Annotated in this window: 13 protein-coding genes and 1 riboswitch; of the genes, 8 read left to right on the plus strand and 5 right to left on the minus strand. The window is 31.1% G+C overall.

The window, feature by feature from the left end; translation table 11 throughout:
* Positions 1 to 21: 21 nt before the first annotated feature.
* Both pdxT and pdxS read right to left on the minus strand, forming a co-directional pair.
* Positions 22 to 624, minus strand: a complete 603-nt coding sequence (gene pdxT / locus OREMA_RS0115860) for a pyridoxal 5'-phosphate synthase glutaminase subunit PdxT (RefSeq protein ID WP_018250231.1) — start codon at positions 622 to 624, stop codon at positions 22 to 24.
* A gap of 169 nt (positions 625 to 793) precedes the next feature.
* Positions 794 to 1,672, minus strand: a complete 879-nt coding sequence (gene pdxS, locus OREMA_RS0115865; protein WP_018250232.1) for a pyridoxal 5'-phosphate synthase lyase subunit PdxS — start codon at positions 1,670 to 1,672, stop codon at positions 794 to 796.
* Between the two features lie 215 nt (positions 1,673 to 1,887).
* On the opposite strand from pdxS, the gene pdxR reads away from it, so the two are divergent.
* From pdxR to ribH, 5 genes are all read left to right on the plus strand, one after another.
* Positions 1,888 to 3,372, plus strand: coding sequence for a MocR-like pyridoxine biosynthesis transcription factor PdxR (pdxR, locus tag OREMA_RS0115870; RefSeq protein ID WP_018250233.1), 1,485 nt, complete (start codon positions 1,888 to 1,890; stop codon positions 3,370 to 3,372).
* A gap of 213 nt (positions 3,373 to 3,585) precedes the next feature.
* A riboswitch (FMN riboswitch) is annotated at positions 3,586 to 3,699 on the plus strand.
* A 133-nt stretch (positions 3,700 to 3,832) separates the two neighbouring features.
* Positions 3,833 to 4,933, plus strand: coding sequence for a bifunctional diaminohydroxyphosphoribosylaminopyrimidine deaminase/5-amino-6-(5-phosphoribosylamino)uracil reductase RibD (gene ribD, locus OREMA_RS0115875; protein ID WP_018250234.1), 1,101 nt, complete (start codon positions 3,833 to 3,835; stop codon positions 4,931 to 4,933).
* Between the two features lie 173 nt (positions 4,934 to 5,106).
* Positions 5,107 to 5,769: a riboflavin synthase gene (gene ribE, locus OREMA_RS0115880; RefSeq protein WP_018250235.1), complete on the plus strand. Its 663-nt coding sequence runs from the start codon at positions 5,107 to 5,109 to the stop codon at positions 5,767 to 5,769.
* Positions 5,770 to 5,796: 27 nt separating this feature from the next.
* A complete protein-coding gene (locus OREMA_RS0115885; RefSeq protein WP_018250236.1) occupies positions 5,797 to 7,008 on the plus strand; it encodes a bifunctional 3,4-dihydroxy-2-butanone-4-phosphate synthase/GTP cyclohydrolase II in 1,212 nt (403 codons plus the stop codon).
* Between the two features lie 175 nt (positions 7,009 to 7,183).
* Positions 7,184 to 7,657, plus strand: coding sequence for a 6,7-dimethyl-8-ribityllumazine synthase (ribH, locus tag OREMA_RS0115890; RefSeq protein ID WP_018250237.1), 474 nt, complete (start codon positions 7,184 to 7,186; stop codon positions 7,655 to 7,657).
* Positions 7,658 to 7,702: 45 nt separating this feature from the next.
* On the opposite strand, the gene OREMA_RS0115895 is transcribed toward ribH, so the two are convergent.
* Positions 7,703 to 8,134 (minus strand): YmaF family protein, encoded by a 432-nt coding sequence (locus OREMA_RS0115895; RefSeq protein WP_018250238.1) that lies wholly within the window; start codon positions 8,132 to 8,134, stop codon positions 7,703 to 7,705.
* A 203-nt stretch (positions 8,135 to 8,337) separates the two neighbouring features.
* Between OREMA_RS0115895 and nth the strand changes: the two genes are divergently transcribed.
* Positions 8,338 to 8,994 (plus strand): endonuclease III, encoded by a 657-nt coding sequence (nth, locus tag OREMA_RS0115900; RefSeq protein ID WP_018250239.1) that lies wholly within the window; start codon positions 8,338 to 8,340, stop codon positions 8,992 to 8,994.
* On the opposite strand, the gene OREMA_RS0115905 is transcribed toward nth, so the two are convergent.
* Positions 8,991 to 9,263: an EscU/YscU/HrcU family type III secretion system export apparatus switch protein gene (locus tag OREMA_RS0115905; protein ID WP_018250240.1), complete on the minus strand. Its 273-nt coding sequence runs from the start codon at positions 9,261 to 9,263 to the stop codon at positions 8,991 to 8,993. The genes nth and OREMA_RS0115905 overlap by 4 nt on opposite strands.
* Before the next feature lie 13 nt (positions 9,264 to 9,276).
* Positions 9,277 to 10,800 carry a flagellar hook-length control protein FliK gene (locus OREMA_RS0115910; RefSeq protein WP_018250241.1) on the minus strand — a complete coding sequence of 508 codons (1,524 nt, stop codon included), beginning with the start codon at positions 10,798 to 10,800 and terminating at the stop codon, positions 9,277 to 9,279.
* A gap of 322 nt (positions 10,801 to 11,122) precedes the next feature.
* On the opposite strand from OREMA_RS0115910, the gene OREMA_RS0115915 reads away from it, so the two are divergent.
* A complete protein-coding gene (locus OREMA_RS0115915) occupies positions 11,123 to 11,704 on the plus strand; it encodes a hypothetical protein (protein WP_018250242.1) in 582 nt (193 codons plus the stop codon).
* A gap of 77 nt (positions 11,705 to 11,781) precedes the next feature.
* The gene (locus OREMA_RS0115920) at positions 11,782 to 12,423 is read left to right on the plus strand and encodes a uracil-DNA glycosylase (protein WP_018250243.1); all 642 of its coding nucleotides are present in this window, start codon (positions 11,782 to 11,784) and stop codon (positions 12,421 to 12,423) included.
* Positions 12,424 to 12,719 lie beyond the last annotated feature (296 nt).

Consider the following 12,719-nt stretch of genomic DNA (forward strand, 5'->3'; position numbering starts at 1 on the left):
GCTCCTTAAGGAGCCCTATTTTTATTTAGCTGCTTTTAACTTTGAACCTTTAAAAGCTTTAACCTTCTTCACAAAGTATTCGTGTATTTTTAAGTCCTCATCTAATTCTGGATGGAAGGAAGTAGCCAATAAATTATCTTGTTCTATAGCAACGATTTTATTATCTAATTCAAGTAATACCTCTGCATTGGAAGCAACTTCAGTAGCATAAGGAGCTCGAATAAAGGTTAAAGGCACTTCAAACTTAGATATTTTAGGAATAATTGCAGTGGTTTTGAAACTATCAAGCTGATTACCATATCCATTTCGTTTAACGTTAATATCCATTAGATTGAGATGGCTTTTTTCACCATCAATCTTTTTGGCTAACAATATCATCCCAGCACAGGTTCCCCAAATTGGTACTCCCTTATAAGCTAAATCTATAATGCTATCTTTTAAATCAAAAATATCAAGCAATTTCCCAAGAGTAGTACTTTCACCACCAGGTAAAATTAGACCGTCTAAGTCAATAAAATCCTTTTTTTTCTTAACACTAAAAGGGGAAATATTCTTAATCTTACTTAATAGTTTAAGATGTTCTTCTACTCCTCCTTGCAATGATAAAACACCAATCTTAAGCATATTGATACCACCTTTTTTCTCTAGTGTACGGTTAACAGTTAAAGAATAAATTAAAATATTTTTAAGTTTTTAACTGTAAACTGTACAATAAACTGTACTTTGTCAACTGCTTTCCTCCGAGTCTTTCAGACTTTTCGTGGATTATAAGTGCTAAGGGCACTTATAATTCCTACCATCCTCGATGGGCTAATTTTTCATTATCATCTAATGTACTGATATTAATTCCTACCATTGCTTCACCGATATTCTCTGATACTTCAGCAATAATATTAGGGTCATCATAGTGAGCAGTAGCTTTAACAATTGCTCTAGCTCTTTTAGCGGGATCTCCTGATTTAAAGATTCCAGATCCTACAAATACTCCATCACACCCAAGTTGCATCATTAATGCGGCATCAGCAGGAGTAGCAACACCACCAGCAGCAAAGTTAACTACAGGTAATTTTCCATTTTCAGCTACATATTTAACTAAATCAAAAGGAGCTCTTAGTTCTTTAGCAGCAGCCATCAGCTCATGACTATCCATAGTAGTTAATCGTCTAATTTGAGAGTTTAAAGTTCTCATATGTCTAACAGCCTCTACAACATTTCCTGTTCCAGCCTCACCTTTAGTTCTAATCATACTAGCTCCTTCACCAATACGACGTAATGCCTCACCTAAGTTAGTAGCCCCACAGACAAAAGGAACACTAAATAATGTCTTATCTATATGATTATCTTCATCAGCAGGTGTTAATACTTCGCTTTCATCTATGTAGTCTACACCTAAAGCTTCTAAAACTTGTGCTTCTACAAAATGGCCAATTCTTGCCTTAGCCATTACTGGAATAGATACAGCTTCGATAATCTCTTTAATCATTGCTGGATCAGATGCTCTAGCAACTCCACCTTCCTTACGAATATCAGCAGGAACTCTTTCTAAAGCCATAACAGCAACTGCCCCAGCTTCCTCAGCAATTTTTGCTTCTTCTGGAGTGGTTACATCCATAATTACTCCACCTTTTAACATCTGTGCTAGGTTCTTGTTTAACTCATATCTTTCTGTCATAATAATCCTCTCCTTGTTATGTAGTTGTTTAAGAGAAGAGACTAGAAATTAATAGTTCTCTTCTTTTTTACTCTTTACTCTTGTAATAATTACATATATAATAAGTGTATGGGTTCAATAATTAAAAAACTAACATTGTACCCATTTATTATTATATAAAAATATAAATTGTATTGTCAAGAGGGGTACAAAGTTTTTTTAGGAGGAGAATTGTTATGATTGAATCGATACAATTAGATAAAAATTCTAATAGACATTTATATATCCAGCTATATAGTCAATTAAGAGAGTTAATTGAAATTGGGGAGTTAAAGGAGCATAGTAAATTACCTTCAATTCGAAAATTTTCTAAAGAGTTAGGAGTTAATAATGTAACTGTTGTTAATGCTTACAATCTTTTAGAAGAAGAGAAATTGCTTTATAAAAAAGTGGGAAGTGGAACCTTTGTCGCTCCAAAAGAGATAGTTCAAGATGAAGAAGAAATATACTTAGATGATGATATCTATATTGATGAAGATACTAAATTTGTAGATAAGAAAGGAATGCTTAAAGAAGATAAATTAATTAACTTTGCTACTGCTGCGCCTACACCAGATTTATTTCCTATAGCCCCTTTTAAGAGGTTGCTCAATAAAGTTTTAGATCGAGATGGAGGTTATGCCTTTGGTTATCAGAAGAGTCAGGGATATATGCCTTTAAGAGACTCGATTAGTAAATATATTAAAAGCTATGATATAGATGCTAAGCTAGATGAAATACAGATTGTTTCTGGAGCCCAACAAGGCATTGATATTTTAGCAAAGACTTTTCTAGACTATGGAGATACTGTTTTTGTTGAACGACCTACTTATCCAGGAGCTATATCTGTTTTTAAATCCAGAAGGGCCAATATAGTAGATATAACAATTGAATCAGATGGTATAAATATAGAAGAATTAGAGACTAAATTAAAGGTTAATAAAGCAAAGTTTCTTTATTTAATGCCAAATTTCCAAAACCCAACAGGATATAGCTATTCCCAGGAGAAGAAGAATAAGATACTAGAATTGGCTAGAGAGCATGATCTATTAATTATAGAGGATGATTGTTTAAGTGATTTGAACTATGGAGTAAATAAAAAATTGTCGTTAAAATCTCAAGATACTGAAGGAAGGGTAATTTATATTAAGAGTTTTTCTAAAATATTTATGCCAGGTTTAAGGTTGGCGTTTTTAATCATTCCTCAGAGATATTTTAATGATATTTTATTATCGAAATATATGTCAGATATTTTTACTGATGGATTAGTACAGCGGGTACTAGACCTGTATTTTAGAGAAGAAGTTTGGGAAAAACAAATTTCTAAAGTGGAAAAGACCTATCAAAAAAGATATGAAGTTATGATTAAATCTTTAAAAAGTAATTTACCAGTAGAAATTAACTTTAATCCACCTCTTGGAGGTCTTAATGTTTGGTTGGATTTACCAGAAGGGATTTCTGGGAAGAAGATACATGATAAGGGCTTAAAAGAGGGGATAAATATTGCGCCAGGGCAGGTCTTTTATAATAGTCAGAGAGAAGAAAATAAACTTAGGCTAAGTATTGCTGCAGTTACTACTAAGGAGATAGAAATGGGGATTAAGATTTTGTCTAAAATAATCAAAGAAGAATTATCCAATCAAGAATATGATTGGGATAATAGTATTATGCCTTTAATTTAATTCTAAACACAAGCTATTATGATCTTGAATCTAAATAGCCTATTTCATAATTAGTTTTAATCTAAAGGAAATTGGGTTTTAAAGTTTCAAATAAATAAGTACTTTATAATAATCAATAATTTAGTAGATACTAAGATTATTTTTATTCCAAGATATGATTTGCTTTATAATTAATAATATAGTATAATTATTTTCATAAGGTAAAATAAAATATAAATTCTTCGGGGTCAGGTGCAATTCCTAACCGGCGGTAATAGCCCGCGAGCGTAAGCAGATCTGGTGAGATTCCAGAGCCGACAGTTAAAGTCTGGATGGAAGAAGAGATTTTAATACTTATTTATATAACTTTGCTTCTTAAGGTTCTCGGAGAATATTCTCTGAGAACCTTTTTATTATGAATAACAAATTAATAGGTTAATCTAATATTATCTAAAGATTTAAAATAAAAGGAGAATAAAATATGACCGATAAAGATTATATGCAGCTAGCACTAGATCTGGCTCGACAAGCAGAGGGTAGGACAACTCCTAATCCTCTCGTAGGAGCAGTGATAGTAAAAGGGGGGAAGATAGTTGGTCAAGGATATCATCATTATGCTGGGGGACCTCATGCAGAGATTAATGCTTTAAGGGAAGCAGGAAAAGATGCCAAAGGGGCTATCGTTTATTTAACTTTAGAGCCTTGTTCTCATTATGGGAAGACTCCTCCCTGTGCTAATACATTAATTAAAGCAGAGGTTAAGAAAGTGGTCATAGCTATGGAAGATCCTAATCCTAAGGTAGCGGGAAATGGCATTAAGCTACTTAATGAGGCAGGAATTGAGACTGAGGTAGGTTTATTAAAAGAAGAAGCCAAGAAATTAAATGAGGTATTTCTTAAATATATTACAACTAACAGGCCTTTTGTAATTTTAAAGAATGCTATGACTTTAGATGGCAGAATCGCTACTAAAACCGGTGATTCTAAATGGATTACTGGAAAAGAGTCCCGTGCTTTAGTTCATAGAATAAGGGACAAAGTTGATGGAATCTTAGTTGGGGTTGGGACTGTGTTGGCTGATAATCCAAGACTAACTACTAGACTAGGAGAAGGTGGAGAAGATCCAATTAGGATTATTTTAGATAGTAGCTTAGAAATACCTCTAGATGCTAAGGTTATTAATCAAGACTCTTCTGCACAGACGATTATAGCTACTGTTAAGACTTCCAATAAAGAAAAGAAGATGAGATTAGAAAATTTAGGAGTAGAAATAATTGAAGCTGGTGAAAGAGGATTAGTAGATTTGGATATATTATTAAAGAAATTAGGTGAACGGGAAATAACTAGCTTATTAGTTGAAGGTGGAAGTAGAGTAAACTCATCATTTCTAGAAGAAAGATTAGTGGATAAAATTTATTATTTTATTGCTCCCAAGATTATTGGAGGTTTAGATGCTATTCCTGTGTTAGGAGGAAAGGGAGTAGAAAGAATAGAAGAGGGAATTAAACTAGTAGATAAGAAGATTACACAATTAGGAGATGATATTCTTATAGTTGCTTACCCGCAATATTTGGCTAAATAATTCTGAAAAATTATAATATTTACTAAGTTCTAAAGTTAGCTTTGTAGAGTTTTTAGCTGGTGGCTAGAAGCTAGTAGCAGTTGTTAGGCGTTAGGTTATAGGTTTTTAGGATGTGTTAACACCTAACACCTGGATACATAGGCTATTGTATTAAGCATAGAGGAGGTATAGTTTTGTTTACAGGAATTGTAGAAGAATTAGGTAAAGTAAAAAGAATAAAGAGAGGAAGCAAGTCTATTGTACTAACAATTGAGGCTAAAGAAGTGCTAAAGGATGTCAAATTGGGTGATAGTATTGCAACTAATGGAGTCTGTTTAACAGTAACTTCATTTAATGATCAGGAGTTTAGTGTAGATGTGATGCCAGAAACTATGAGAAACTCTAGTTTGGGAGATTTACAAGTAGGATCATGGGTTAATCTAGAAAGAGCTTTAAGGCTTAGTGACAGATTAGGTGGGCATTTAGTCTCTGGGCATATTGATGGAACAGGAATAATTAAGGCTAAGAAACGTGAAGATAATGCAAGTATTGTTACTGTTGAAACTACAAAAGAATTATTGAAATATATCATACATAAAGGTTCTATTGCGATTGATGGTGTTAGCTTGACAGTAGCTCAAGTTTTTTCAGATAGTTTTAATATTTCTTTGATACCACATACAAGTCAGGTAACATTACTAGGTCAGAAGGATATAGGTGCTAAGGTTAATTTAGAAGTAGATATGATAGCTAAGTATATTGAAAAGATGATAAATCATCAGGAAGATAATAATAAAGATAATAAATCAAATATAGATTTAGAGATGTTAAAAGATCAGGGGTTTTTGTTAGCTTAACTATTAAGATAGAAAGAGGGGATGGATATGAAATTTAATACTATAGAAGAAGCAATTGAAGATATTAAAGCTGCTAAGATGATAGTTGTAGTAGATGATGAAGATCGAGAAAATGAAGGTGATTTACTAATGGCTGCTGAGCACGCTACGCCAGAAAGTATAAATTTTATGGCGACTTATGGTCGTGGATTAATCTGTTTACCTACAACTAAACAGCGGCTAGAAGAATTGAGCTTAAATCAAATGGTAGAAGAGAATACTGATAGCCATGAAACTGCCTTTACAGTCTCAATTGATCATAAAGATACTAGTACAGGAATTTCAGCCTTTGAGAGAAGTAAAACTATTCAAGCGCTAGTAGATCCAAAGACTGAGCCATCTGATTTAGCGCGTCCTGGACATATCTTTCCACTAATGGCCAAGGAAGGTGGAGTCTTAAGAAGGGCTGGTCATACTGAAGCAGCTATAGATTTAGCTAGATTAGCTGGATTATATCCAGCAGGAGTAATCTGTGAGATTATGTCTGATGATGGTACTATGGCAAGAGTGCCTGAGTTAATTGAATTTGCTCAGAAACATAATCTAAAGATAATTACTATAGAAGATTTAATTAAATATAGAATGAATAAGGATACACTAGTAAAGAGATTACCAGAGGTAGATTTACCAAGTAAGTTTGGGAATTTTAATGTTATTGGTTATGAGACTGAAATTGACGATAAGTGCCACTTAGCTATTATAAAGGGTGATATTAAAGGTAAAGAGGATGTTCTGGTAAGAGTACATTCTGAATGTTTAACTGGGGATGCGTTAGGTTCTTTACGATGTGATTGTCGTGATCAGTTAGCTGCTGCTTTAAAGCGGATAGAAGAAGAGGGTGAAGGTATAGTATTATATATGAGGCAAGAAGGAAGAGGAATTGGATTAGCTAATAAATTAAGAGCTTATCATTTACAAGATGAGGGAAGAGATACTGTGGAGGCTAATCGTGAATTAGGATTCGATGATGATATGAGGGATTATGGGATTGGTGCTCAAATATTATCTGATTTAGGTCTAACAAGTATTAGATTAATGACTAATAATCCTCGTAAAATTGTTGGTCTAGAAGGTTATGGTTTGAAAATATCGGAAAGAGTACCTCATCAAATGGAAGCTAATTGTGTTAATAAGAGATATTTATCAACTAAGAGAGAGAAACTAGGGCATATGTTAGAGAATAATTTTGATAATGAATAATGTATAATTAGGAGAATTAAAAACAAAATTAATAATTATCGCAATATTTGTAGGTTGTATTATAATAAACTGTTATGATATAAAAATAGCCATTTAATATTACTAGAAAATATTTATTTTTAATTAATGCTTTGAACTTAATTCTAAATTAATAAAACTATAGGGGGCAAATGAAATGAATTATTTTAAGAAAGTTTATGAAGGCAATTTAACAGGAGAAGGATTAAAGTTTGCTATTGTGGTAGGAAGATTTAATGAATTTATCTCTACAAAGCTATTAAGTGGTGCTTTAGATGCTTTAAAGAGGCATGGGGTTAAAGAAGATGATATAGAAGTCGCTTGGGTACCTGGTGCCTATGAAGTTCCATTATTGGCTAAGAAGATGGCTAATACGCAAAATTATGATGCAGTAATTTGTTTAGGAGCAGTTATTAGAGGTGCTACACCACACTTTGATTATGTATGTGCAGAAGCTTCTAAAGGGATAGCTAAAGTAAGCTTAGATAGTGAATTACCAGTTATGTTTGGAATTATTACTACAGATACAATAGAACAAGCTATCGAACGAGCAGGCACTAAAGCAGGTAATAAAGGATGGGAAGCTGCTGTTGGGGCACTAGAGATGGCAAACTTAATCAATCAATTCTAATTTAAATCAAAAAAAGGTTATCGAAATCGATAACCTTTTTTTGATTTAATATGTTTCTGGAATTGGTCTAGAGGTTCTAGTCTTATAAGTATGGCGGTGACCATCGTTTAATCTAGTTTCTCCTTGCATTTCATGGGTATGACCACGGCTGGTTCTAATTGCTGGTCCTGTTCTACCACGATAGTTATGTTGATGACCAGCGGTTCTAGAGGTAGTTCCTTGATAATTATGATAATGGGTATCTCCATTATAAATAGGTGGTCCTGTTTCACCTTGATAACTATGGCGATGACCATTATCAAAGGATGTTTCTCCGTAATAGGATGTATTGCCTCTATAATCATGGACATGTTGACCTATCGGTTCTTCTGGAGGTCCTTGAGGTGGACCAGGAAAATCAGGAAAGTCTGGTTCTCGAGGACAGCCAGGTTCTCTTGGATCTCTACGTCGATCTCTATCTCTTTGATATCTTCCCATCTTAATCCCTCCTTTGTTTTCATAATTATCATATGTATTTAGGAGGTGATAGGTGACAGATGATGAATAAAGAGTAAATAAGTTAACTTATATTTGTTGAGGTATACTAATAATAGCATTTATCTTTTTTTATTTAAGAAACTTTATGAAGGAATTTTTTATATAATGGTTAAATTAAATATGTAGAAAGAGGAGGAAGATAAATGAAAGAGTTAAAGAGTACAAAAGAAGCACAAGAAATATTAGAGATATTAAGAGACACTTATCCAGAGCCACAGACAGTATTAAATTATAACAATCCATTTGAACTATTAATAGCAGTAATTCTTTCTGCTCAGACAACTGATAAACAAGTAAATAAGGTTACTAAAGACCTTTTTAAGAAGTTTAAATCTCCAGCTGATTATGCTAAGTTAGAAGCAGAGGAGTTGGAGGAACATATTAAAAGTATAGGTCTATATAGAAATAAAAGTAAGTATATAGTTAAAGCATGTCAGATGTTATTAGATGATTATAAAGGTCAAGTTCCATCGGAGAGAAAAGAGTTGATGAAGCTATCAGGGGTAGGAAGAAAGACGGCTAATGTAGTAGCTAGTTCTGTCTTTGGTGAAGATGCTATTGCAGTTGATACCCACGTTTTTAGAGTTTCTAATCGTATTGGCTTAGCAGATAGTGATAATGTTAGAGGAACTGAAGAAGACTTAATGGAGGTTATTCCGAAAAAATTATGGACTCCTGCCCATCATTGGTTGATATTCCATGGCCGTAATATCTGTAAAGCTAGAAATCCACAATGTTCAAAATGTCCAGTTAAAGAATATTGTAATTATTATGAAGAGTTAAAAGAAGATAAGTCTTAAGACAAGTCTTCTAGCTCATAGATAAAAGCAAGTATTTCAGCTACAACTTTATATAAATCTTCAGGGATTTCTTCTCCCAATTCAAGTTGTAATAATACTTTTACCAGATCATTATCTTCTTTAAGAGGGATATCACATTCTTTAGCTTTTTCAATTATTTTTTTAGCTAAATCACCTTTTCCTTTTGCTATAACAGTAGGAGCATAGTCGATTTCCGAATTATATCTTATGGCTACAGCTTCTGCTTTTCTTGTTTTTTCATTTTCCAAAATTAATCACCTCTTAAGCTTTAAAGTCTACATTTTTTAGTTTGATCTTCTCATCTTTTTGCTCTGTTGCTTTTTCTTCGATTAATTTACAATTTAAATAATCTATTTGATATTCTGTATCTTGAAATCTTGTCTTGAATTTATCTAAATATTGATTTATTAATCTAAAAGTCTTAGAATGAGTAGTATTAAATAATCCACTGATCTTGTTATTTTTAATCTTAATTTTAATTTCTATATATCCCAATTTATTGGTATCAATAGCAAAGGAGAAGTTTAGATCTTTTTCTTTTTTATTCTGTTTATTTTTCTCTTGATCTTGATTTAATTTTATTGTGGCCAACTTTATATTATCTCCAACAAGTAGAGGCAAAAAAAGAGAAATAGGGTTGTTATTATAATTTATAAGTTTATTAGCAATTAATTCTTTTAATATTTTTCTATATTCAATAGTTACTTCTTCTGATAAATTGTTTTCTTTAAGATAAAAAAGTGCTTTTAATAAGGTATCTTGCTTTGAATCACTGGAGTTTAAAATATTTAAAGATTTTTGAACCTGCTCTTCTGTTATATTATTGGGCATAATTATATTGTTAGCTAGCTCTTTTTTGATTATATCCTTAAGGATTTTATTCTTTTCTATAGTTGGTAGTTTTAGTTTCTGTTCTAAGTTTTTAAATTCCATCTTGGATAAAGATTCCTTTATTTCAATAAAACTTTTAGGGTTATTAGCAATTATTTTTTTCAACTTAGGCAATATTAAAGTAGAGATTTTTGAATTTGATTCAATATTAAGTGTTTTTAATAATTTTTTTAAAGTTGGGGTCAGATTATCTTCTTCAGTTAAGTCTAAAGTTAAGATGAATGTATTTAAATCTTTATTATTTACAGGTAATTCCAATTTTTTTAGTAGTAGAATATTTTTTATTTTTTCAAAAGGAATATCATTTTTGGAAATAGTACTATTAATTTTAGCAATCTCTTCTTGATTTAATTTAATTTCTAATGTTAATGATTGTTTTATGATTTCTTGTATCTTTTTATTATTACTAATATTTAAATCTTTAAGTGAAGTAGCTTTTGTTTTATTGTTATTACTATTATTATTATTATTATTCTGTTTTACTACTTTAGGAGAAATAAGTCTATTTAATTCATCTGAAATTTTACCTTTTAACTTTAGGGCGTTTTTAAATAGATTAAAGAATTTTGAGTTAAGGGGGAGGTTTAGTTTTTTTAATACTAAGGCTATTTTAATCTTGTTTTGTAGATTCTGCTCAGAATAATCTTTTATCTCATTTAAAAACTGATTAATATCAACAAATAACTGTTTTTTTAAAGGTATATTGTTTTGGAGTAGTTCCATCAAAATAAGTTGATTATTGTGATTGTTATTTAGCTTTAAATTATGTAGTAATTGCTCGATAGTCAAAGAATTATTTTTATATTGTCCTGTATTCTCTTTAATTGAATTTGACATTTTATCCTCAGTTGAGTTATACTGTTTTAGTGTCAACCCATTATTTATTCTAATCATAATATCACTCCCAATACTTATAAATTAAAACTTAAAGTATAGTATTTCATTACATAGTTTTAATCGTAATTATAATAATTAATGTAAATAATTTTTGACTAGATGTGTATTCAATAATAAAATTTTATTGGACAAGTATTGTCGAAATTTGATAAAGTGGTAGATTGCTTTTATAATTTCTCGATTTCTATTCATAAACCTTCTTTTATTTAAATTATAATCTATTTATTAAAAGATATTATAAAATTATTGAAACTATATGGGATTTAGGTTATAATTTAGTGATTGGAATAAGTTTATTAAGTAGGAGATGATTTACCTAATGTTAACTTTGGCTATAGATAAATATAAAGAATTTAAGGTTAGTGATTGTGATGTTAAGAATCTCTTTATTTCTTTAGGATGTTTAGTAGTAAAGAATTATTCAGAAATTATATTAAAGTATGATAATGAATTATCAGTTGATATTAAAGATCTATTAACTTTGGTTGTTAATAATTTATTACTTTGTAATCAGTTACAGAGTAGAATTTTTGATTTAAAAGAAAATATTAATGAGGCTGAAATTAGGGTAGAAAGTCTAATTTATTTAAATCAAGAAGAAAAAGATAATTCGGTTAAGAAGATGGATAGGTTAAAGAAATCATTAAAGCTTAAAGAAAAGAGATTATTACAGCTGAATCAAGAGAATATAAATTTATTATTAAATATAGGAAAATGGTTTTATGAAGAAAAGTTATTAAGAGATAAGAAGGATTTTAGTCAGGTATATAAACATTTAGATTATTTATTATCTAATGATCAGAAGTCAATTGATTGGAATGGATTACTATCTGAAAAGCTAGATCAAGATAAAGCTCGACTATATAATTTAATACAGCCATATCCAAATTTTTTAGTTTAAATTATTTCTTAGTTAAAACCAGTATTTTTATACTGGTTTTTTTAGCTTATAATTTAAGAATAATCAGGAGTGATAGTATGTTATTTTATCCTAAAGGACAGATGGATCTATTTAGTGCTGATAAAGGTCAGAAAAGATTTGAAACACTCGATGAGGTTAAATATATAGCAGATAATTGTAGCAGATGTTCCTTAAGAGATAATTGTACTCAAGTTGTCTTTGGTAACGGAAATATTGATGCTGATTTAATGTTTGTTGGAGAGGGGCCAGGGGCAGATGAAGATAGAATAGGTGCTCCTTTTGTAGGAAAAGCAGGTCAATTATTAAATAAAATTTTAGAAGCTGCAGAGATTAAAAGAGAAGAGGCTTATATTACAAATATAGTTAAGTGTCGTCCGCCAGGGAATAGACAACCTAAAGAAGATGAAATGAAAACTTGTTTGTGGATTTTGGCACAAGAGATTAAGTTGGTAAATCCTAAGATTATTGTTCCACTTGGTTCAACTGCTTTAAAAGGTCTGTTAGATCCAAGGGGTAAAATTACTAGAGTTAGAGGTAGATGGATTAAGCAGAAGGGATATTATTTCTTGCCAACTTTCCATCCAGCAGCGCTATTAAGAGATAAGAATAAAAAGTTAGCAGTTTGGAAGGATTTTTTGAAGATAAAAAAAGCTTACTACAGATATTTAGATCTAAAGAGCCAAGGCGTTGAAGTTTGATTAACCTATAATAGATTGAATTAAAGAATTGTTAACCATTTACCCGAAGAGAACCTTAGAATTTAAAATTTCGCGAAGGGTTATTAATTGAAACCCGAAGCTAATTTTATCGAGGAACTCTTTTTTTGGGGAGTAAAAGCATTCAATTTTTATTCTTTTATAGATATCCAAGTCTAAAGTAAAATTTAATGGGTATATTGCGATACTTTTAGGTGATAGGTCATAGGGGTTGGGCGTTAGTTTTTCCTAATACCTATCGCCTGTCTCCTAGCGCCGAAACTGTCGCAATCTCATTC

The sequence above is a fragment of the Orenia marismortui DSM 5156 genome (genome assembly GCF_000379025.1).
In the GTDB taxonomy this organism is placed as follows: domain Bacteria; phylum Bacillota; class Halanaerobiia; order Halobacteroidales; family Halobacteroidaceae; genus Orenia; species Orenia marismortui.